Source organism: Stenotrophomonas sp. SBJS02 (assembly GCF_020428325.2).
Taxonomy (GTDB): domain Bacteria; phylum Pseudomonadota; class Gammaproteobacteria; order Xanthomonadales; family Xanthomonadaceae; genus Stenotrophomonas; species Stenotrophomonas africana.
Genome location: NZ_CP109812.1, coordinates 59,944 through 81,029, shown reverse-complemented (window position 1 = coordinate 81,029; position 21,086 = coordinate 59,944). Strand labels below are relative to the sequence as shown.

Here is a 21,086-nt window from a genome sequence, read left to right as displayed (position 1 = left end):
CGTGGCGCTGCCAGACAGCGACGCGCGTTCTAGCGCGCAGGCCGGTAACCGCTGGCCTGCTGCCGTTCGCGCCTGCGCCTCTGGCGCGCCTGCTCCTGCAGTGTCGCCGTGTGCTGCAGCTGTTCCATGCCATCGGCCGGCACATGCAGCTGGCGTCGCGCACGGGTGAGTGCCAGATAGACCGCACGCACCGGGTTGTGCCAGATGCGCACGCCCTGCCCCGCACTGAAGCAACCGGGTGACAGCGAGACCACGTCGAACTGCAGGTTCTTCGCGTGCTCGGCCAGGCACAGCGCCACACGCCCTTCTGCGGGCGTGTCCTGATCGTCGAGCGCCTGCAGCAGTGACTGCACCCGATCGGCAGACGCGAACAGTTCGACCAGCACGCCCTGCCCGTCGTCGGCCTGCGTGGCGAGGAAGCGCTCCCACGCCGGGTCCGATGCGCTGTCGTGGCGCCGGCGCCACGCATCCAGCGGCCGCTGCAGCACGCTGCGCAGCGCGCGCAGCGATGCCGGATGCAGGTAGGGCCGCAGCCCGAGCGCCTGCAGCTGTGCCGCATCCAAAGCCAGATCGGCGACGTTGCCATGGATGCGCAGGCCCTCGCTCGGCACCTGCGCCCAGTCGCGGTAATGCAGCACACCGGTGGCGCGGTCGGCGGCACCGACGAACGGCGCGCTGTCCTGGCCCAGCCCATCCAGCGCCAGGGTCTGATTGACCAGGCCCTCGACCTGGTTGCCCTGGCGCACCGACTGGTGCATTTCCAGCACCTTCGACGCGGTCCAGCGCGGCACCGTACCCGTCAGGCACTGGTGCGGATCACCCAGGCTGACCACGCCAGGCGCATGGCCGGCCAGCAACTGCTTCCACGACGGGCTCAGGTCATGCGCCTCGTCCACCAGCAACATGCCCATGTCCAGCGGGGGGGTGACGCCGCGCAACGCCAGCCACTTGCCGATGTGCGCCGGGCTCAGGCTCAGCAGCGTGCCCCGCTGCAGTTCGGCGTCGAACATGCAGCGCCAGACGTGCTCGGCGGCCGCCATGTACGGCGACACGTCGAGCATCGCGGCGGGCACTGAACGGTCGAAATGCTGGAACGCCATGCCCGGTGCCGACGACGCGCACCAACGGTTGATGGCCTCGAAAGCGGTCAGCAGCACCTGCTCCGGGCTGCGTCCACCGATGCCCTGCAGGCCGATGCGGCCGGCAATCTCGCGCGGCGTACGGGTGCTGCGCCGATAGCTGGCAACGAAGCCACCGGTCTGGCCGCTGCGCGCGGCGTGCTGGGCCACGCGGTTGGCGAACTCGATCTGGGTCAGCAGGCGCACCGCAGTGCTGGCCGGCACGCGGGCGCGGAAGGCTTCCACCTGCCCACGCGAGGGCGCCACGTAGGTGTAGCGGCCGGGCCGCGCCTCCATCAGCGCCAGCACCAGGTGGCCCTTGCCGGTGCCGGCATAACCATCGAGGTCGATCAGTTCATCGGGGTTGGCGGTGATGGCGCGCAGCACGCGGGCCTGCTCGGACGTGTACAGGCCATGGTGTTCGACCGCCCGCGCATCTTCAGCGGCAACGTCATCCTGCGGGGCCTCGTCATCGTCACTGGAAAAAGTGGCGGGAAACCGGATCTCATGTTCGACCAGGGTTTCCTGGCAGGCCTGCTGCAGGGCCAGGCCCGGGTATTCCCGTGGCGACTGCGCGATGACGTCCTGCAGGATCTCCGCCGGCGCCAGCAGCACGCCGTGGGCGGCCAATGCGCTCAGCCAGGCATCCAGTTCCAGCTGGCCACCGCCACCGGGGCCGGCCAGTTGTGCAGCCGCGCCTTCGTTGCCGGCTAACAGCGCGCAGGCATCATGCAGTAGGCGCTCGATCTCGGCCGCTGGGTGCAGGCGCGTCCGGCACAGCTGCGCGGCCATCAGCCCGGCCTGCTCCAAGGCCGTCTGCGGTGGCGTGCCATGGGCGATGTAGCGCGCCAGCGACTTGCGCTGCAGCGGCAGGAAAGTGGTTGTGGGCAGCGGGTGCTGGAGTTCGGACATGCGTGGAACCGGAAAAGGAACGCTGCGGCGCGCGCAGGGCGGTGATGCTCGGCTACCCGCCCGGTGCCGTCAAATCGTGGCAGCGCGCTTATTCCAGCTGCGACAGCGGCAATGCCTGGAAGCCCTTCACCGTGCGCAGCACGAAGCTGGAATTGGCATCGGCCACGCCGCCGGCATTGAGCAGCCGGTCCAGCAGGAAGTGCGAGAAATGCTCCAGGTCACGCACGTAGACGTGCAGCAGGTAGTCCATGTCGCCGGTCAGTGCATGGCAGGCCACCACTTCATCCCAGCCCTGCACGCTGTCCACGAAGTGCCCGATCGCGGCCTGGTCGTGCTTTTCCAGCTGCACGCGCACGAAGGCCTGCAGGCCCAGGCGCAGCTGGCGCGGCTCCAGCCGCGCGCCATAGCCGACGATCACGCCCTCGCTTTCCAGCCGCTGCAGGCGCCGCAGGCAGGCCGAGGGCGAGAGGTTCACCCGTGTCGCCAGCTCGGCGTTGGTGGCGCGCCCATCCCGCTGGATTTCAGCCAGCAGGCGTATATCCGTGCGATCGAACTGGACTTCTCCGGCCATTGTTGCCCCGCAACATGGTGAGTACGCAAGGATATTGCGCCAAAAAGGCCAATCGACGCAACTTTTGCAACCCTGTTGCGCGCGCCCTGCCCTAGCATCTTGGATATCCCGTCAAGGAGTGCCCCATGGACCCCGTCCAGCCCCGCCGCGTCGAACACCAGCAGACCGACAAGGGCTACGTGCCGGTGTATACCACCGCGCTCGTCGAGCAGCCGTGGGACACCTACAGCGCCGACGACCACGCCACCTGGAACACGCTGTACCAGCGCCAGCGCGAGCTGCTGGTCGGCCGCGCCTGCCAGGAATTCCTGGATGCACAGGACGAGATGGGCATGAGCGCGCACATGATTCCGCGCTTCGACCAGCTCAACGAAGTACTGGGCGCGGCCACCGGCTGGACCCTGGTCGGCGTCGAAGGCCTGCTGCCGGAACTGGATTTCTTCGACCATCTGGCCAATCGCCGATTCCCGGTGACCTGGTGGATCCGTCGCCCGGACCAGATTGATTACATCGCCGAACCGGACCTGTTCCACGATCTGTTCGGCCATGTGCCGCTGCTGATGAACCCGGTGTTCGCCGACTACATGGAGGCGTACGGCCGTGGCGGCGTCAAGGCCCACGCGATCGGCCCGGATGCACTGCAGAACCTGACCCGCCTGTACTGGTACACGGTGGAATTCGGCCTGATCGATACGCCCGAGGGCCTGCGCATCTACGGCGCCGGCATCGTTTCTTCGAAGGGTGAGTCGCTGTACTCGCTGGAATCGGCCGCGCCCAACCGCATCGGTTTCGACCTGCAGCGGATCATGCGCACGAAGTACCGCATCGACACCTTCCAGAAGACCTACTTCGTCATCGACAGCTTCGAACAGCTGATGCAGGCGACGTCGCCGGACTTCACCCCGATCTACGCGGCGCTGTCTGATCAGGCGCATCTGCCGGCGGGCGATGTGCAGGGCGATGACCGCGTGTTCCAGAAGGGCACCGGTGAAGGCTGGGCCGACGGCGGCGACGTGTAAGCGCACGGCGCACACCGCTTCGCACTGAAAACGGCGCACCTGGATGCGCCGTTTTCATTGATGCCTGGTGCCTGCACCGTCACGGCGGTGCAGGCGAGGGCAGGGCAGTCAGGCGTCCACGGCCCGGCAGGAACCGCGCACCATCAATTGCGGGTGCACGCTGGTTGCGGTCGGCGCATCCGGCACGTCGGCCTGCACCAGCATCGCCGCAGCCACGCGGCCGATATCGGACACATGGCGACGCACCGAGGTCAGCGGCGGCCACAGCCGCGACGCCAGCGGGCTGTCGTCGTAGCTGACGATCGACAACTGCTGTGGCACCGCAATGCCGGCACGCAACGCCACCTGGTACACGCCGGCAGCCATTTCATCGTTGCCGGCAAAGATCGCACTGGGGCGTTGTCCGCCCATCAGCAGACGCTCTGCGGCATGCACGCCGGACTCGAAGGTATCGCCCGCTTCCAGCACACGCTCACCCGGCAGGGTCAGGCCCACCTGGGCCAACCGGTCGAGGAAGCCATGGGTACGCTCGCGTGCGGTGCGGCGATTGCCCGGTCCGGCAATCACCGCGATGTCGCGGTGGCCGAGCGAGAGCAGGTAGCCCGCTGCCGCGGCTGCACCGTCGCGATCGTGGGTGACCACCGCCTGTGTCGCGTCATCCGACACATGCGCGTTGATGCGGACATAGCGGCATTCGATGCCGTCGAGCATCTCCGTCAATGCAGCCGACTCGGAGGCTCGCGGGCCCAGGATCACGCCGTGCAGCTTCTGCTGCTGCACGAAGCGCCGCACGCCGTGCGCGCAGTCCGGAGACTGGCTGTCGCAGGGATGCACGACCAGCTCATAGCCGGTGCCGCGTAGCGCTTCCAGCGCGCCGTGCTGCAGGTCGACGATGCATTGGGCGCCCGGGTCGTCATACACCAGGCCGATCAGGAAGGAGCGGCGGAACGCGAGGCCGCGCGCCAGGGGGTCGGGCACGTAACCGACCTCGCGCATCAACGCCTCGACCTTGTCGCGGGTGTCTTTGCGCACCAGCGGCGAGTTGTTGATGATTCTTGAAACCGTTTTCTTGGAAACTCCCGACAGTCGTGCGATGTCGTTGATCGTGGCAGCCTTGCCCTTCGATGCCGGCAACGCGGCATCGCTGATATTTCGCACTGACATGTATAGAACCAGGTAAGTCGGAGAATTCTAGCCTTGCGCCCGTCGGGCGCGAAGTTGCGGAATGTCGCAGCTGGAGCGGCACACGTCGTGTTCGACACGTTTTACCGCGTGAGGTTCCATTGTGATCGGTCTGCTCCATTTGCATCTGAACCGTTTTTCACGCGCGCTTGCTCTGAATACGGGTGCGACGCGCGCGAACGCCAACATTCCCTTAACCATGCTCCGCTACATTCGGGGCATGGAACTGCAGACTTCTCCGTTTCCGCCATTCCGTGGCCGCGACCGGTTGATCGCCGCGGTCGACGCGGCGATGACCTCCGGTGACCCCGAGCGCATCACCGCCGACCTGCAGCTGGCGCTGCAGGAAGCCATCGCGGACAGCCGCATCGAATTGCCCGAGTGCGTACACCGTCCGGTCAGTGATCATTACGCGCGCCGCCCGCTGTACCACAGCCGCGAACACGGCTACAGCGTGATCGCCATGAGCTGGGGCCCAGGTCAGGGCACGCCGCTGCACGACCACGATGCCATGTGGTGTGTGGAAGGAGTGTGGTCGGGCGAGCTGGAGATCACCCGTTACGAGCTGCTGGAGCGCATAGGAGAACGCTGCCGCTTCCGCCGCCACGCCGCGCTGCGCGGGGGCTGCGGCAGTGCCGGAAGCCTGATCCCGCCGCACGAGTACCACACCCTGCGCAACGCCAGCGATGACGCACTGGCGATCTCGGTGCACGTGTACGAGGCGCAGATGGAGCGCTCGGCCGTGTTCGATCCGCTCGGTGGTGACTGGTACCAGCGTCGCATCCAGGCGTTGCAGGCCGACCCGGCCTGAACCGGGGGCAGGGCGGGGCGCCGCCAGCACCTTGGTGAGCCACGTGGCATCATGCGCCGCTGTGCTGCCGGACCCGGCGGCGATCCGCGATGCCCTGTCGGGCAAGGAGCAAGACCATGTCCAGCGCTGATCCGCGCCTGCGCGCGCTGTTGAAGCTGGCACCGGTGATTCCGGTGTACACCCCCGAAGATGTGAATGAAGCGGTCGAAGTAGCCCAGGCGCTGTTCCGCGGCGGCTTGCCGGTGATCGAAGTGACGCTGCGCACGCCGCAGGCACTGGATGCCATCAAGGCCATGGTCGAGGCCGTGCCCGATGCGGTGATCGGCGCCGGCACCGTGCTCAACGCCGCACAGATGCAGGCGGCAAAGCAGGCCGGTGCGCGTTTTGCCGTTTCCCCCGGTGCCACGCCGGCGCTGTACGCCGCCGCGCGCGATGCCGACCTGCCGTACCTGCCCGGTGCCGCCACCGCCTCGGACCTGATCCTGGGCCTGGAGCACGGCCACGACACCTTCAAGTTCTTCCCGGCGGTACAGGCCGGAGGTGCTGCATTGCTGGCGGCCTGGCACGGTCCGTTCGCCGATGTGCGCTTCTGCCCGACCGGCGGCATCAGCGCGCAGACTGCGCCGCAGTTCCTGCACCTGCCCAACGTGCTGTGCGTGGGCGGGTCGTGGCTGACCACTCCGGCGCTGCTGCAGACGCGTGATTGGGACGCCATCGAGCGCCTCGCCCGCGAGGCATCGGTACTGGCCAGCTGAACCGGCTGCACGAATCTTCAAAGGTTTGATCGTGATCAAAGCGCCGGCCTCGCGCCGGCGTCATTCTGTGGGCAAGCGCACTACGGAGATCCGAACATGAATTCGACCATGAAGGCCGCTGTCGTGCGTGAGTTCGGCAAGCCACTGGTGATCGAGGAAGTCTCTGTACCACGCCCGGGGGCGGGCGAGGTGCTGGTCAAGATCGAGGCCTGTGGCGTCTGCCACACCGACCTGCACGCCGCCGAGGGCGACTGGCCGGTGAAACCGAACCCGCCATTCATCCCCGGTCACGAGGGCGTGGGGCACATCGTGGCCGTGGGAGGCGGGGTAGGGCACGTCAAGGAAGGCGACAGGGTCGGCATCCCCTGGTTGTACTCGGCGTGTGGCCATTGCGAACACTGCCTGGGTGGCTGGGAAACGCTGTGCGAGACACAGCGCAACACCGGTTATTCGGTCAACGGCGGCTTCGCCGAGTACGCACTGGCCGATGCCAACTATGTCGGCCTGCTTCCGAAGGAAGTGGGCTTCGTCGAGATCGCGCCGGTGCTGTGCGCCGGCGTGACCGTCTACAAGGGCCTGAAGGTGACCGACACCAAGCCCGGGGACTGGGTGGTGATTTCCGGCATCGGTGGCCTGGGCCACATGGCCGTGCAGTACGCCCGCGCGATGGGCCTGAACGTGGCTGCGGTGGATGTGGACGACAACAAGCTGGCATTGGCCCGGCAGCTCGGCGCGCAGATCACCGTCAACGCGCGCACCACCGACCCCGCCGCCTTCCTGAAGAAGGAGATCGGCGGTGCGCACGGCGCCCTGGTCACGGCGGTGTCGCCGAAGGCGTTCGAGCAGGCACTGGGCATGGTGCGTCGTGGCGGTACGGTCTCGCTGAACGGCCTGCCGCCCGGCAACTTCCCGCTGGACATCTTCGGCATGGTGCTCAACGGCATCACCGTGCGTGGCTCGATCGTCGGTACCCGGCTGGACCTGCAGGAGTCGCTGCAGTTCGCTGCCGAAGGCAAGGTCGCGGCCACGGTCAGCACCGATCGCCTGGAAAACATCAACGAGGTGTTCGCGCGCATGCATGCGGGCACCATTGAGGGCCGCGTGGTACTCGACTTCGCCGCCTGACCGCCTGTGCATGGCCGTCGTCGCTCCGTCCCCTTCTCCCACGGACGCGGCGGCCATGCCGATCCATCGGTAGTGCCGGCCGCTGGCCGGCAACCCGGGCACTCCGTGGCAGCCGTACAATGCGCGCATGCCTGGCCTGCTCAAGACCCTGTTCCTGTCCCTCGTTGCCCTGATCGGCGGCGTGCTGTCACTCGCGCTGGTCAGCAGCGTCGCCAGCTGGCTGCCGCCGTTGCTGGGCATGACGCCGAACAACAACAGCATGCAGCTGGGCTGGGATCTCGCCTTCAGCGTGCTCGGTGGCATCGCGGGCATTTCCTTCGCCACCTATTACGCGCCGTGCTGGCCGCGTTCACACGGCTTCTCGATCTGGTCGCTGATCGCGCTGGGCTGTGGCTACGCGATGTGGACGGCGGGTGCGGACTTCCCGTTCTGGTTCGTCATTTCGCTGCTGGCATCGCTGCCGTTGCAACTGCTGGTCGGTTGGTGGTTCGGGCGCCGCCCCTCGCGCGACGCAGGGTAACGCCGCCCCTGTAGAGCCGAAGCCATGCTCGGCTTTCATGCACACCGACACAGGCAGCCGAGCATCGGCTCGGCTCTACAGATCCATGCGCGGCAGCGTCTGCTTCAACTGCGCGATGCCCTGCCATGGGTCACTCTTCAGCCGCTGCGCCCTCGCCAGCGCCTTGCCCATGGGAAAGGCGTCGGCAGCACTGATACGCGCCAGTTCCTCCCAGCGCAGCGGCACCGCTACGCCGGCGCCATCGCGCGCGCGCAGCGACCACGAGCACACGCTGGTGGCACCTCGGGTGTTGCGCAACCAGTCGATGAAGATCACGCCACTGCGCTTGGCCTTGCTCATCGTCGCCACGTAGCGATCAGGCTTCTCCAGCGCCATTGCCTGCGCGAATGCCTCGCAGAACGCCTTCGCCTCGTCCCAGCCAGCCTTGGGCTGCAGCGGCACCACCACGTGGACGCCTTTGCCGCCGGACAAGCGCACGAAGCTCTTCAGGCCCACCTGCTGCAGGCGGTCACGCACATCGCGTGCACCTGCTTTCACCTGTGCCCAGCTGACGCCTTCGCCTGGGTCGAGATCGAACACCAGACGATCCGGGTGCTCGGGGTCGGCCACGGTCGCGCCCCAGGGATGCAGTTCCAGGGTATTCATCTGCACCAGTTGCAGCAGACCCCGCGCATCGTCAATGTAGACGTACTCCTCGCGGCCGCTCTTCTGCTGCAGGGGCACCGCATGTACCGCATCGCCCAGGCCGGGACCATGGTGCTTCTGGAAGAAGCAGGCCTTGCCCACGCCGTCCGGGCAGCGCAGCAGTGACAGCGGTCGTCCAGCAATCTCGGGCAGGATCCAGCGTGCCATCTTCCGGTAGTAGTCCGCCACGTCTCCCTTGCTGAGCTTCTGCTTTGGAAACACCACCCGCTCCGGATGAGTGATCTGGACCTCGCCTCCGGTTTCGGCATCTGCGGTGCTCATTCCCAGGTCCTCCTTCTGCTTGTCGCCGCGCAGCCGTTTGAAACTGGCCTGGCGCAGCAGGCCTTCCTTTCCCCAGCCACGGAACGCCACTTCCGCCACCGTCACCGGCTTCACCCAGCGCACGCTGGCTGCGCGGAACGGCACATGCGCCGGCAGCTGCAGCACGGGCGTCTTCACTGCCAGTGGCTGCAGTGCCTTGAGCAGCGCGCGCAGGTTCTCGTCGTCGAAGCCGGTGCCAACGCGGCCCACATAGCGCAATCCGCCCTTGTCCGGCGTCGCCAGCAGCAGCGAGCCGAACCCCACCCGGGAACCCTTCGGCATCGTGTAGCCGACAATCACGAACTCGTCGGTGTCTTCGTGCTTCACCTTCACCCAGCTGCGCGCGCGAGTATTTACATACGGCGCATCCACCTGCTTGCTGACGATGCCTTCAAAGCCGGCCTTGCCACTGGCGTCGAACACCTGCGGGCCATGGTCGATCACGTGCTCGCTGAAGGCCAGGGTGCCGGGCGCTGGCCCGATGAGATCCTTCAGCAGTGCCTTGCGCTCCATCAGCGGTGCACGACTGATGTCCACGCCGGCCACACCGGGAAGATCGAACACGATGTAGCGCAGCGGTTGCTTCGAACTGCCGTCGATCACCCGCTGCAGCGCGGCGAAGTCACTGCGTCCTTCCTTGTCCAGAACCACCAGCTCGCCATCCAGGCGCGCATCGCGCACCGGCAGCGCCTGCACGGCCTGTACCACCTCGGGAAAATCATCGGTCCAGTCCAGGCCGTTGCGGGAGCGGAGTTTCACCTCGCCATCGTGCAGATCGGCCAGCAGACGATAGCCATCCCACTTGATCTCATGCAGCCAGCGCTCTCCATCCGGCGCGCTGCCGCGATGATCGGTCAACTGCGGTTTGAATCCGCGGGGATAGGCCGTATCACGTGCGTTGTGCAGTTGCAGTGCGCGTGCACGCCAGCGCGCATCGGCCTTGCGTGTGGTCGTGCGTGCGACGGGTGCTGCACGCGCCGCCTTCTCTGCGGAACGCTTCTTCGCCACAGGTGCTCGTTTCGGCATCGGTGCCGTCAGCAGGTCATCCGCCTCGGCGTCGCGCGCTTCACCGTCGTCGCGCTTGATCAGCAGCCACTGCACCTGGCGTCCTTTCATCGCGGTGCGCACCAGCTTCCATCCACCGGCCAGGCGTTGTCCGTGCAGTACGAAGTCGATCTTGCCCGCCGCCAGTGCCTGCAGTGGATCGCCTTCACAGGCCCAGGTGCCGTGATCGAAGACTTCCACGTGGCCCGCACCATAGTGACCTTCAGGAATGTCTCCTTCGAAGCCGGCATAGGACAATGGGTGATCTTCCACTTCCACAGCCAGCCGCTTCTCGCCGACGCGAAGCGAAGGACCTTTCGGCACTGCCCAGCTCTTCAGCACGCCGTCCATCTCAAGGCGGAAGTCATAGTGGCGCGAACTGGCGTGGTGCAGCTGGATGACGAAGGTCGGCCGCCGCTTCGGGTCACCGGGGGCACGCGTGTCGTCGGGCTCCGGTGTCTGCCCGGCGCCGCCGCCCAGGCGCCGCTTGCGCCGGTACTGGTGCAGCGACATGGCTCAACCTGCCTTGCGCCGGGGTGCGGTCTTCTTTGCAGCCTTCTTCGGTGTCTTCTTTGCGGCCTTCTTCGCTGGCGACTTGGCGGCTGCTTTGCGCGCTGCCGCCTTCTTCGCCGGCGTGCGCTTGTTCGCATCCAGGCTCTTCTGCAGCAGCGCCATGAAGTCGACCACATTGGTACTGGCGTCCTCGCGCGGTGCCGGCTCATCGTCCACCCGCGTGGTGCCGCCCTTGGACTTGATGCGCTTGTTCAACACCTGCTGCAGGCGCTCGCGGAATTCATCGTGGTACTGCGACGGATCCCAGTCGCCGGCCATCGACTCGATCAACTGTTCGGCCATCGCCGTTTCCTTGCTGGTGATGCGGTAGTCGGACAGCTTGCCGGTGGGCAGCTTGTAGTCCTCCGGATCCACCAGTTCCTGCGGATAGCGCAGGATCATCAGCACCAGCGCGTCCTCATGCGGCATCACCGCGCACAGGTATTCGCGCGTGCGCACCACCACCCGCGCGATGCCCACCTTGCCGGTGCTGCGCAGCGTTTCGCGCAGCAACACGTAGCCCTTTTCGGCCTTCTTGCCGGGTACCAGCAGGTAGGGCTTCTCGTAGTAGCGCGGGTCGATCTGCGCCGCATCCACGAACGATTCCACTTCCACCGCTTCGTGGCTCTCCGGTGCGGCCGAGCGGATGTCGCCTTCCTCCAGCACGACATAGCTGCCCTTGTCGTACTCGTAGGCTTTGACGATGTCCTTCCAGGGCACTTCCTCGCCGGTGTCGGCGTTGACCCGTTCGAAACGGATCGGCTTGCGGTCGCGGGAATCGAGCATGCGGAACTGCAGATCGACCTTGCGTTCGCCGGACATCAGCGACACCGGCACGTTGAGCAGGCCAAACGACAGCGTGCCGGTCCAGATCGGGCGGGCCATGGGCGTACCTTTGGCAGGGCAGGGTATCCAGCTTCGGACGAGCGGTGTAAACCACCCGTGTCGATACCGTGCACGTGGGTTCTACGGAAGACGGTAGTGCCGGCCGCTGGCCGGCAGAGCTCGCGGCCTGAAGTTTCCTGAGGTTGCCGGCCAGCGGCCGGCACTACTGCAGCAACGGCCTCACCGCCGCCGCCGGAATATGGTCCAGCGCGCGCCAGGCGTCCTCCACCACCGGCCGTGCCTGCGACCAGCCCAACCGTGACTGTCCGCGCATCTGTTCCCAGTGCTCGGCCAGTTCCTCGCAGGTATCGGCGGCATCACCGCGTGGCCAATCCGCGGCATGGGTCGTCAGCGCGAAGGCATACACCGGGCACAGATCACGCCAGTTGCGGTGGCTCTGGCCACGCCTCTCCTCATAGTCGCTGAGCATGTACTGCAGGTAATCCTGCGCCACCGCCTGCGGGTCTTCCGGGCGGCGCGTGCGGCGCTGCGCGGTGCGCTGGCCGAGCGGATCGAGCAGGGCGTTGAACACGGACGGTGCGGGTCGTTCAAGACGGGGCATGGCCGGCTCCTGCAGCGGGGGCGGGTGGGCAGGAATACGCGCGGTGCCGTTACCGGGGGGTGAGCGAGATGTTCATGACGCCAGGTTCGCGGTGGCTTTACCTGCGGAGCGGTGTAGTGGAATCCCCCAAGGGCAGGTACCAGACCATGAGCCGAGAGACCTCGCGAGACCCGCTGCGGGAAAACCACCCGCCCATTCCCGGCGAGCAGCGCGGCAAGCGCGATGCCGACAACGCCGACTACCGCGGCACCGGTGCACCGTTCTTCGATGCCGAGCACGACCACCTGCCGGTGAAGCATGAGGCTGAACAGGCGGCGCAGGACCGCAAGGATGGCGGTGACCGCCATCGCGGTGGCCAGGAGAGCCCGCTCAAGCGCCGCGAGCGCAAGCAGCGCGCCAGCGACAACCAGGACGAGGCGCTGGAGGAGACCTTCCCGGCCAGCGACCCGACCTCGCCGTTCGTGCCAGCCAAGGCCCCCGACTGACCGGTCGTGCCGGCCGCCGGCCGGCACTACCCCTTCAGCGCCACGACCATTGCAGGCCGACGTTGGCTCGCCGTCCCGGGCCCGTTCGTAGAAGCGGCCATTGCCGTCATTGACGATCACCGAGCCGATGTAGGCCTGGTCCAGCACGTTGTCCAGCCGGGCGAAGGCGCGCAGCTCGCCACCCGGCAGGGTCCAGCGACGGCCGGCTTCCAGGTTCAGCAACGCATAGCCCGGCGCGCGCTCGGTGGCCAGGTCGTTGACCACGGTATCGCTGCTGGCAGAAGCCTCCAGCGCCCACTGCCAGTCGGCGGGGCTCCACTGCAGCCGGGCGAAGGCCTGCTGGCGTGGCACACCGGGCAGGCGGCTGCCCGCAGCAACCACGCTGTTCGAGGTCACGTACGGCGAGCGCACCTGCGCCTGCAGCCAGGTCCACGCCAGCTGCAGTTCCAGTTGCTCGGCCAGCGGCTGTCGATACTGCAGTTCCACACCCTGACGGCGGGTTCGGCCGATGTTGCGATAGGTGCTGCGCCCACCAATATTGCTGGCAACGGCCAGCTCATCGTCGGTATCTGCACGGAACAGGCTGATATCGAGCTGGGTGCCATCCTGTGCGTGCCACTTGCTGCCAATCTCCAGGCTGCGGCTGAGCGCCGCCGCCAGATCCAGCGCCAATCCCGCCTGGCCGTCGGCGCGATAACCCAGTTCGTTGAAGGTAGGGGTTTCGAAGCCACGTCCCACCGCCGCGTGCAGGCGCCACTGCGGGCTGGCCTCGAAGCTGATCCCGGCCACCGGCGTGGTCGCCTGGTAGCGGCGGCGACCACTGTCATCCGGGTTGCCGACGGTGATGTAGCGATCGTCCGAGTCGAAGCGCACGGTGCTGTGGCGCAGGCCGGCCAGCAACGACCAGCGCGGGCTCCATTGCCACCAGGCCTGGGCGAACTGGTCCACGTTCTGCACGGTGTCGATCTGGTCACGACGCAGGCGCCCCCGCACGCCCAGGGCGCTGCCGATGAAGTTCTCGTAGCCGGTGCGGTGCTGGCGCTGGCGGTCGGCGCTGAGCCCGGCCACCAGATCCAGCGGTCGACCCGCCAGATCGCCGTGCCAGCCCCAGCGCGCGTCCAGCCCGCCGTAGCCGCCCTCCAGATCGATCACGCCGCCGGCATGCAGCGGGCTGTTGTTCTGGGGTGCCGGCGGAATCGGCAGGTACTGGCGTACCGCGCGCTGGCCGGCATAGCCCATCAATTGCCAGCGCTGTGCCCCGGTCTCCCGCGTCCAGCGTAGGCCGGCCTGCTGCTGGCGCACCGATTTTCGCGTGTTGTACTGGTGCGCCACCGCCGTGGCCTGGCGCGGATCCGCCGCCACCTGGGTACGGGTCAGGCCCAGCGGATCCTGCGCATCGGGGGCGTCAAGCGCATTGAGCAGCAGCTCCAGCCGCCCACCGCCCAGCTCGCCACCGATGCGTGCGTTGAGCGATTCACGGCGCGCGCGGCTGTGGTCGCGCCAGCCGTCGGTGCGGAAATGACTGGCGGCGATGTTGTAGTCCAGCCCGTGGCCGGCACCCTTCAGCTGCGCGCCGACACTGAGTGTGTTGTCAGCCCCGGCGTTGAGGCGCAGCCGCCACGGGTCGCCGGCCTGGCCCTGAGCGCTCCAGACCTGCAGCACGCCGCCGGAGGAATTGCCATACAGCGCCGAGAACGGCCCGCGCAGTATCTCGATGCGCTCGGCGCCCAACAGGCTGGCATGCGACAGCTGGCCCTGGCCATCGGGCATGGTCGCGGGGACGCCGTCGATCAGCACCCGCACCCCGCGCACGCCAAAGGTCGAGCGAGCGCCGAAGCCACGGATCGACAGCTGCGTGTCCTGGGCAAAGTTCTGCCGGTCGCGTGCCAGCAGTCCGGGGACCCCAGCCATGGCCTCAGACAGCTGCGCGCCGGTGCCCGCGCGGCTGGCGTCGATCCAGACCGTGTCCTGGCTGGCCGGCAGCGCGAACGGATCGATGCCTGGCACCCGGGCGGCCTGTACCTGCACCGCAGGCAGGGCGGTGGGCGCAGGCTCGGCCACCGCCGTCCAGGGCGACAGCAGCAGGGCGGACAGCGGCAGGCAACGGCGTCGTGCGGCGGGATTCATGATTCAGGTTGATGGATCGGGCGGCAACGCACGCCATGGTACGGGGCTGCGGATGACGATGGCGGCGGCCAGCCTCGGCAGGCTTTGTTACGATGGGCTGTTTCCGGCCGAAAAGCCGCGGACCGCGTAGCGCACTTCCTCCCCCTTTCCGTCTACCGAACGAGTACCGCCGTGTCCTTCTTTGCAAACGTGGAACTGGTCCCAGGCGACCCGATCCTGGGCCTGACCGAGGCGTACAACGCCGACAGCCGCCCGACCAAGGTCAACCTGGGTGTGGGCATCTACTACGACGAGAGCGGCCGCATTCCGCTGCTGCGCGCCGTCAAGCAGATCGAGCAGCAGCTCGCCGCCGAGGCCAAACCGCGCGGCTACCTGCCGATCGATGGCCTGCCGGCGTACACGCAGGCCACGCGCGAGTTGGTGTTCGGCAAGGATTCGCCGCTGCTGGCCGCTGGCCGCGTCACCACCGCGCAGACCGTTGGTGGCAGCGGTGCGCTGCGCGTCGGCGCCGACGTGCTGAAGAAGCTGCTGCCGCACGCCACCGTTGCGCTGAGCAACCCGAGCTGGGAAAACCACCGTGCGGTGTTCAGCGCCGCTGGTTTCGACGTGCTGGATTACACCTACTTCGACCCGAGCACCCATGGCGTCGATTTCGACGGCATGCTGGCCGACCTGGGCAAGCTGGACGCCGGCACCGTGGTGCTGCTGCACGCCTGCTGCCACAACCCCACCGGCGCCGACCTCACGGTCACCCAGTGGAAGCAGGTCGCGCAGCTGCTGAAGGACAAGCAGCTGTTCCCCTTCATCGACATGGCCTACCAGGGCTTCGACAAGGGCATCGAGCAGGACGGCGCCGCCGTGCGCATCATCGCCGAAGCCGGCATCGACAGCTTCATCGTCGCCAACTCGTACTCCAAGTCGTTTTCGCTGTACGGCGAGCGCGTGGGTGCGCTGTCGATGGTGGCACCGACCGCCGCTGACGCCAAGGCGGTGCAGTCGCAGGTCAAGCGCGTGATCCGCACCATCTACTCCAGCCCATCCACCCACGGTGCTGCGCTGGTGGCCGGCGTGCTGACCAACCCGGAACTGCGTGCGATGTGGGAGCAGGAGCTGACCGAGATGCGCGAGCGCATCCACGCCCTGCGCCAGGGCCTGGTCGAGAAGCTGGCTGCCGCTGGCGCGCCGCAGTTCGGTTTCATCAACGAGCAGGCCGGCATGTTCTCCTACTCCGGCCTGAGCCGCGAGCAGGTCGAGCGTCTGCGCGACGAGTTCGGCATCTACGCCGTCGGCACCGGCCGCATCTGCGTGGCCGCGCTGAACCAGAACAACCTGGAATACGTCGCCAAGGCCGTGGCCACCGTCGCCAAGGGCTGAAGCAACACTCCAGTAGCTTGAAGACAAAGGCGCCGAAAGGCGCCTTTGTTTTTTTTGCTTTTGCTCTTGCCTTTGCCATCCCCACCGCGCTCGCGGCGAACCCTGAAGCGCGTGGGAGGGGGAGGCGCTGCAGGACCGTTGGCCGCCATGGATGGCGCCATCGAGCTTACATGGACGTACTTGCAGCGTGTCCTGCATCGCCTCCCCCTCCCACGAGCCTCGACAAAAGGAAGGCGCCACGAGCGCAACGCATCTGGAAACGATTACGCCTTCCCGCGCTCACGCACGCCCCCGCCATACGGGCGACAATAGGCGTTTTCCCGCTGCCGAGACCTGCCCGCTCATGTCCCGTACTTCGTTGACCCGCTTCCTGATCCAGGAACAGCACGCCGGCCGCATCAACGCCGACCTGCGCCAGCTGATCGCGGTCGTCGCCCGCGCCTGCACCAGCATCTCCATCGCCGTCAGCAAGGGAGCCCTCGGTGGCGTGCTGGGCGATGCCGGTACCGGTAACGTGCAGGGCGAGGCGCAGAAGAAGCTGGACGTCATCAGCAACGAGATCCTGCTTGAAGCGAACGCCTGGGGTGGCCACCTCGCCGCGTGCGCCTCGGAGGAAATGGACCACAGCCAGCCCGTGCCGGACATCTATCCGCGCGGTGATTTCCTGCTGCTGTTCGATCCGCTCGATGGTAGCTCCAACATCGACGTCAACGTCTCCGTCGGCACCATCTTCTCCGTGCTGCGCTGCCCGACCAACGTGGAACTGCCGGGCGATGACGCGTTCCTGCAGCCGGGCAGCAAGCAGATTGCCGCCGGTTACTGCATCTACGGGCCCAGCACCCAGCTGGTGCTGACCGTCGGCCACGGTACCCACGCTTTCACCCTGGACCGCGAGAAGGGCGAGTTCGTGCTGACCACCGAGAACATGCAGATCCCGGCGGCCACCCAGGAATTCGCCATCAACATGTCCAACCAGCGCCACTGGGAAGCACCGATGCAGGCCTACGTGGGCGATCTGCTGGCAGGCAAGGAAGGCGCGCGTGGCAAGAACTTCAACATGCGCTGGATCGCCAGCATGGTGGCCGACGTGCATCGCATCCTGACCCGCGGCGGCATCTTCATCTACCCGTGGGACAAGAAGGACCCGTCCAAGGCCGGCAAGCTGCGCCTGATGTACGAAGCCAACCCGATGGGCCTGCTGGTGGAACAGGCCGGCGGCGCCGCCTGGACCGGCCGCGAGCGCATCCTCGACATCCAGCCCGACCAGCTGCACCAGCGCGTACCGGTGTTCCTCGGCTCGCGCGAGGAAGTGGCCGAAGCCGTGCGCTACCACCACGCACACGACAACGCACAGGGCTGACGGCCTATCGCCTGACAGCGGTCATGGCAGAACGATGACATGACCGTGGGGTGACACCGAGGGCGGCAAACGGCACCATCAAGCCGTTGCCGCCTAAGGAATGCACGCATGCACGAGCAGGGCCCGGTCGATTTCATTGAAGTCATCCACAACGCCGTCCCCAGCGAGGTCTGCGCGGCCATCGTTGAACGCCTGCGCGCCACGCGTGGCCTGCAGCCCGGTGCCGTGGGCAGTGGCGTGTTCCCGGAACTCAAGCACAGCAAGGATCTGCGCATCAGTGGCCTGGAGGGCTGGCAGGATGTCGATCAACAGCTGCAGCTTGCGGTGTTCAACGGCCTGCTGACTTATCTACGCCGTTATCCACAGGCGTTGATCGCCCCGCTGATGTTGCAGATCCAGGACAGCAACGGCCAACCGCGACGCCTGTCTGCCGAGGACTTCCCCGACATGCCGCCACAGCAACTGGCGGATCTTGCGCGGACCTGCCTGCGCCCCGGCGCCATCAACCTGCAGTGGTATGCGGCGGGCGAGGGTGGTTACCCCTACTGGCACTGCGAGCTGTACCCGAAGGACGCACAGGCCGAGACCCTGCATCGGCACGTGCTGTGGACGCTGTACCTCAACGACGAGTTCGAAGAGGGGGAAACCGAGTTCCTGTTCCAGGGGCGGAAGATCGCGCCGCGCACCGGCAGTCTGTTGATTGCGCCGACCGCGTTCACCCATACGCATCGTGGCAACCGACCGCAGGGTGGGGACAAGTTCATCGCGACGAGTTGGATCCTGTTCCAGAGTGCGCAGAAGTTGTTCGGGGGGTAGCGTCGTCGTAGCGTCGAGCTTGCTCGACTGAACCTGGAGCGAAGTCGAGCAAGCTCGACGCTACTGACGATGGTGGCGATGTAGTTGCATGCCGGCTGTTCCACCCGGGTATCGGGTGGGCCCCAAGGATCGCCAGAGATTACCGTTGCCGCCTTGCAGGCACTGATCTTCTCGACGGGGAATTCCTTGAGTTGACAGTTGAACTGAAGATGGAAGAGCGCTCTTCATTCCGATCAGGACAGCCGCGACTCCGATCAGGACAGCCGCGACAAGGCACAGAGTTAGTTGGACCAGTGACCTATTGTTCGCAATGCGCGCTATCGGTCGTCTGGCGTCCATGGCGCTGACCAGTGTCCAGTGGAACGATGGGCGCGCAGAGTCCGTCCAGCGACAGGACGACTCACGATCTCCAACTCTACATTAGGGCTTCGGCTTCCTCCATGGTCTGATCAAGGTCTTGTACATGACCCAGGCGATCCAGCCGCAGACCAACCCAACCCCAGCGACAATGATCTCCTCCTCTTCGAACGGAGATCCATTTAGTCCTTGGTACACGACGAAAGCCACTGCTCTCAATGACAACAAAGAAAATATAACTACAGGCGCCCAAAGTAGAATCTTCATCATTCTCTCACTTGCAATCGCACGGATCGGTGCCGGACGACTGGCTGTCTACCATCTCTTTTCCGGCTTTTGCGGCATCATAAGCTCCTTGAAGAGTCGCTTTACCTCGCATAACGTTCCTCAGGCCTTTGAATCCACCGCGAATGGTCGTCCAGTCAGATACGATTCGTCCCGCCTTAGCTCCGTGGTATCCCAAAAGAGCTCCACCAACCTCTTGTAACGCAGGGTCACGCTTCTTTCCGTCAAAAGCACCCCGGATGCCGGCTGCACCATCATACATGGTTGCCAGGCCAAGACCTCCGGCCAACGCGCCTGCAGCCATCGCTTCTTCTGATCCCAATCCAGCGCCAATGATTGCGGTAGCAGCACCACCGGCGAGTTCAATTCTTCCGATGTTGACATCTGCAATTCCAATGGCGAGGTCAAGGTAGTTGATTCCACAGAGCCCATAAGGATCGGTGAAGGAAACGGGGTTCCCACCCACATATGCATAGGTATTCATTCCCCCCGCCAACCCAATCGGATCACTCTGCACATACCGGCCGATGCTCGCGTCATAGTCTCGGAAGCCGTTGTACCAAAGCCCACTTTCTGCATCGTAGTATTGACCCGGGAAGCCAATGTTCAACCCGCCGATCTCATCCTTCTGGACACTACGTCCGTAGGCGTAGTTGTACGCCTTCCAGACGGTCTGCTGGCCTGGGCTGGTGACGAACTCCGGGCGTCCAAGATGATCGGTATGCACGTAATTGTGCTGCCCGCTACGGGCCAGCCCCACCAGTTCGCCTTCGAACCAGAAGTAGTTGGTCCACACGCCATTGTTCAGCTCAGTCATGAGCTGGTTCTGACCGGCGTAGAAGTAGCGACTATTGGTGTTCTGATTGATCTTCGCGACGCGCTGCCCCTGCGCATTCAACACGTAGTCGGTCGCTGCGCCTCCGATGTTGCTTCGGCTCATGCGATTGAAGGCATCGTATTCGTAGGTACTGATCCGGCTACCCGCAGTCTCGCTGATACGATTTCCCAATGCGTCGTATTGGTACTGGCGGCTGCCGTCCTGATTGGTGTAGTTCAGCACCCGGTTGCTCCCCGGGTCGATGCTGTACTGGGTCAGCTGACTACCGGCCTGATAGCGGTCGTGATTGCCGCCGGCGTCGTAGGAAAGATTGTTGGTGACGCCAAACCGAGTCAGCTGGGTCAGTCGGCTCAGTGAGTCGTACCCGATCATCTGCGTCATGTTCGGGTCGACAGCATCGACGATGGCGATGATTTCTCCATCACCACTGTACTGGTAGTCCCAATAGCTGAGCTTGCTGCTGTTGGGTCCCCAGACCGACATTGCCGTCAGCCGTCCCTCCGGATCGTGGTTATAGCCCCGGCCGAGGCCATTGCCATAAGCCAGCCACCCGCGCGCTCCCGTGGCCTTCCAGCTTGCCTGGGAAATGATCGAACGCTGCGTGCCGTCTACGGTTGCCACCAACGCGCTTGGTTTTCCGTGGGAACCATAGGAGTAGGTTGCCTTGTCACCATTGGGATAGGTGATCTCGCTCAGGCGATTGATGCCGTCGTAGCCATACGTCGTACTGTAATCCGTCTTCTGACCAGACAGATCTGTGAAGTCGCGGCGTATCTGCAGCGATCCATTCGCGGTGTAGGCAAAATGTGTTGCTGTTCCCGGCCCCGAGGTGCCGCACAACAGTCCTTTACCATTGCCACACCAGTCGTAGCTGTAGCCCAACGTCCGGTCCTCCGCACTCGCAGAGGTCATGCGACCCAGGCCGTCATAGTCGAAGGAAACAACGCTTCCGTCCGATCTGGTCGTCGATGTCCGTAGACCTGCAGCGTCGTACTGGTGCTGTGTCGTTCCCGTATCCGGGCTCACCTGCTTCCACATCTGGCCGAAGCCATCAAACTCATAGGTGGTGACCAGATTGCGGGGATCGCTCACTCGGATTGGACGATCTGCATGATCGTACGCAATCTGCGTCTTCCCTCCAGCAGCATCGATTGATTGGATCAAGCGACCGCGAGCGTCGTAGCTCATGCGGGTAACCCGATTCTGCGAGTCGGTGACCTGGGTGACGCGTCCCTCCGCGTCATAGGCATAACGCACGTTCTGTACGCCGTTTCCGCGCTCGACAATCACGCGACCCAGCTCGTCGTACTCATATGTATTGACGGAGACAACAGCGTTCAGCCCGATCAGGGCAAGCGTCAGTGCTGGCATATGGATAGTCCT

The 21,086-nt window shown here is 65.5% G+C and carries 15 protein-coding genes and 1 pseudogene; 8 read left to right on the top strand and 8 right to left on the bottom strand.

The window, feature by feature from the left end:
* Positions 1-29 precede the first annotated feature (29 nt).
* On the bottom strand, positions 30-2,030 hold the full coding sequence (locus FQS62_RS00375; protein WP_226053622.1) for a hypothetical protein: 2,001 nt from the start codon (positions 2,028-2,030) through the stop codon (positions 30-32).
* An 88-nt stretch (positions 2,031-2,118) separates the two neighbouring features.
* Positions 2,119-2,601, bottom strand: a complete 483-nt coding sequence (locus FQS62_RS00370; RefSeq protein WP_004153377.1) for an Lrp/AsnC family transcriptional regulator — start codon at positions 2,599-2,601, stop codon at positions 2,119-2,121.
* A gap of 125 nt (positions 2,602-2,726) precedes the next feature.
* On the opposite strand from FQS62_RS00370, the gene phhA reads away from it, so the two are divergent.
* The gene (gene phhA / locus FQS62_RS00365; RefSeq protein WP_208043417.1) at positions 2,727-3,620 is read left to right on the top strand and encodes a phenylalanine 4-monooxygenase; all 894 of its coding nucleotides are present in this window, start codon (positions 2,727-2,729) and stop codon (positions 3,618-3,620) included.
* A gap of 108 nt (positions 3,621-3,728) precedes the next feature.
* Here phhA and FQS62_RS00360 read toward each other — a convergent pair whose 3' ends face one another.
* The gene (locus tag FQS62_RS00360; RefSeq protein WP_208043416.1) at positions 3,729-4,784 is read right to left on the bottom strand and encodes a LacI family DNA-binding transcriptional regulator; all 1,056 of its coding nucleotides are present in this window, start codon (positions 4,782-4,784) and stop codon (positions 3,729-3,731) included.
* Positions 4,785-5,022: 238 nt separating this feature from the next.
* Here FQS62_RS00360 and FQS62_RS00355 point away from each other — a divergent pair, with 238 nt between their 5' ends.
* The 4 genes from FQS62_RS00355 to FQS62_RS00340 all read left to right on the top strand — a co-directional run bounded on the left by FQS62_RS00355 (position 5,023) and on the right by FQS62_RS00340 (position 8,013).
* The gene (locus tag FQS62_RS00355) at positions 5,023-5,613 is read left to right on the top strand and encodes a cysteine dioxygenase family protein (RefSeq protein WP_088480594.1); all 591 of its coding nucleotides are present in this window, start codon (positions 5,023-5,025) and stop codon (positions 5,611-5,613) included.
* 116 nt (positions 5,614-5,729) lie between these two features.
* A complete protein-coding gene (gene eda, locus FQS62_RS00350) occupies positions 5,730-6,368 on the top strand; it encodes a bifunctional 4-hydroxy-2-oxoglutarate aldolase/2-dehydro-3-deoxy-phosphogluconate aldolase (RefSeq protein ID WP_057501592.1) in 639 nt (212 codons plus the stop codon).
* Between the two features lie 96 nt (positions 6,369-6,464).
* Positions 6,465-7,493: an alcohol dehydrogenase AdhP gene (gene adhP / locus FQS62_RS00345; RefSeq protein ID WP_088480595.1), complete on the top strand. Its 1,029-nt coding sequence runs from the start codon at positions 6,465-6,467 to the stop codon at positions 7,491-7,493.
* A 127-nt stretch (positions 7,494-7,620) separates the two neighbouring features.
* The gene (locus FQS62_RS00340; RefSeq protein ID WP_049445714.1) at positions 7,621-8,013 is read left to right on the top strand and encodes a hypothetical protein; all 393 of its coding nucleotides are present in this window, start codon (positions 7,621-7,623) and stop codon (positions 8,011-8,013) included.
* Positions 8,014-8,088: 75 nt separating this feature from the next.
* Here the strand turns inward: FQS62_RS00340 and ligD are convergent, their stop codons facing one another.
* The 4 genes and pseudogenes from ligD to FQS62_RS00315 all read right to left on the bottom strand — a co-directional run bounded on the left by ligD (position 8,089) and on the right by FQS62_RS00315 (position 14,673).
* Entirely contained in the window at positions 8,089-10,575 is a 2,487-nt protein-coding gene (ligD, locus tag FQS62_RS00335; RefSeq protein ID WP_088480597.1) for a DNA ligase D, read from the bottom strand.
* A gap of 3 nt (positions 10,576-10,578) precedes the next feature.
* Positions 10,579-11,499: a non-homologous end joining protein Ku gene (locus tag FQS62_RS00330; protein WP_208043415.1), complete on the bottom strand. Its 921-nt coding sequence runs from the start codon at positions 11,497-11,499 to the stop codon at positions 10,579-10,581.
* A 163-nt stretch (positions 11,500-11,662) separates the two neighbouring features.
* The gene (locus FQS62_RS00325; RefSeq protein ID WP_049445720.1) at positions 11,663-12,061 is read right to left on the bottom strand and encodes a hypothetical protein; all 399 of its coding nucleotides are present in this window, start codon (positions 12,059-12,061) and stop codon (positions 11,663-11,665) included.
* 519 nt (positions 12,062-12,580) lie between these two features.
* Positions 12,581-14,673, bottom strand: a pseudogene (locus tag FQS62_RS00315) (TonB-dependent receptor).
* A gap of 171 nt (positions 14,674-14,844) precedes the next feature.
* On the opposite strand from FQS62_RS00315, the gene FQS62_RS00310 reads away from it, so the two are divergent.
* The 3 genes from FQS62_RS00310 to FQS62_RS00300 all read left to right on the top strand — a co-directional run bounded on the left by FQS62_RS00310 (position 14,845) and on the right by FQS62_RS00300 (position 18,223).
* Positions 14,845-16,047, top strand: a complete 1,203-nt coding sequence (locus tag FQS62_RS00310; RefSeq protein WP_005411770.1) for an amino acid aminotransferase — start codon at positions 14,845-14,847, stop codon at positions 16,045-16,047.
* A gap of 343 nt (positions 16,048-16,390) precedes the next feature.
* Positions 16,391-17,407 (top strand): class 1 fructose-bisphosphatase, encoded by a 1,017-nt coding sequence (locus tag FQS62_RS00305; RefSeq protein WP_107378880.1) that lies wholly within the window; start codon positions 16,391-16,393, stop codon positions 17,405-17,407.
* Positions 17,408-17,515: 108 nt separating this feature from the next.
* On the top strand, positions 17,516-18,223 hold the full coding sequence (locus tag FQS62_RS00300; RefSeq protein ID WP_208043777.1) for a 2OG-Fe(II) oxygenase: 708 nt from the start codon (positions 17,516-17,518) through the stop codon (positions 18,221-18,223).
* Positions 18,224-18,854: 631 nt separating this feature from the next.
* Here the strand turns inward: FQS62_RS00300 and FQS62_RS00295 are convergent.
* Positions 18,855-21,074 carry an RHS repeat-associated core domain-containing protein gene (locus FQS62_RS00295; protein WP_208044158.1) on the bottom strand — a complete coding sequence of 740 codons (2,220 nt, stop codon included), beginning with the start codon at positions 21,072-21,074 and terminating at the stop codon, positions 18,855-18,857.
* Positions 21,075-21,086 lie beyond the last annotated feature (12 nt).

Bases quoted from the DNA above. Each gene is read 5' to 3' on its own strand.
- FQS62_RS00370 (WP_004153377.1), bottom strand. From the start codon at position 2,601: ATGGCCGGAGAAGTCCAGTTCGATCGCACGGATATACGCCTGCTGGCT.
- adhP (WP_088480595.1), top strand. From the start codon at position 6,465: ATGAATTCGACCATGAAGGCCGCTGTCGTGCGTGAGTTCGGCAAGCCA.
- phhA (WP_208043417.1), top strand. From the start codon at position 2,727: ATGGACCCCGTCCAGCCCCGCCGCGTCGAACACCAGCAGACCGACAAG.
- ligD (WP_088480597.1), bottom strand. From the start codon at position 10,575: ATGTCGCTGCACCAGTACCGGCGCAAGCGGCGCCTGGGCGGCGGCGCC.
- FQS62_RS00340 (WP_049445714.1), top strand. From the start codon at position 7,621: ATGCCTGGCCTGCTCAAGACCCTGTTCCTGTCCCTCGTTGCCCTGATC.
- eda (WP_057501592.1), top strand. From the start codon at position 5,730: ATGTCCAGCGCTGATCCGCGCCTGCGCGCGCTGTTGAAGCTGGCACCG.
- FQS62_RS00360 (WP_208043416.1), bottom strand. From the start codon at position 4,784: ATGTCAGTGCGAAATATCAGCGATGCCGCGTTGCCGGCATCGAAGGGC.
- FQS62_RS00305 (WP_107378880.1), top strand. From the start codon at position 16,391: ATGTCCCGTACTTCGTTGACCCGCTTCCTGATCCAGGAACAGCACGCC.
- FQS62_RS00375 (WP_226053622.1), bottom strand. From the start codon at position 2,030: ATGTCCGAACTCCAGCACCCGCTGCCCACAACCACTTTCCTGCCGCTG.
- FQS62_RS00355 (WP_088480594.1), top strand. From the start codon at position 5,023: ATGGAACTGCAGACTTCTCCGTTTCCGCCATTCCGTGGCCGCGACCGG.
- FQS62_RS00325 (WP_049445720.1), bottom strand. From the start codon at position 12,061: ATGCCCCGTCTTGAACGACCCGCACCGTCCGTGTTCAACGCCCTGCTC.
- FQS62_RS00300 (WP_208043777.1), top strand. From the start codon at position 17,516: ATGCACGAGCAGGGCCCGGTCGATTTCATTGAAGTCATCCACAACGCC.
- FQS62_RS00295 (WP_208044158.1), bottom strand. From the start codon at position 21,074: ATGCCAGCACTGACGCTTGCCCTGATCGGGCTGAACGCTGTTGTCTCC.
- FQS62_RS00330 (WP_208043415.1), bottom strand. From the start codon at position 11,499: ATGGCCCGCCCGATCTGGACCGGCACGCTGTCGTTTGGCCTGCTCAAC.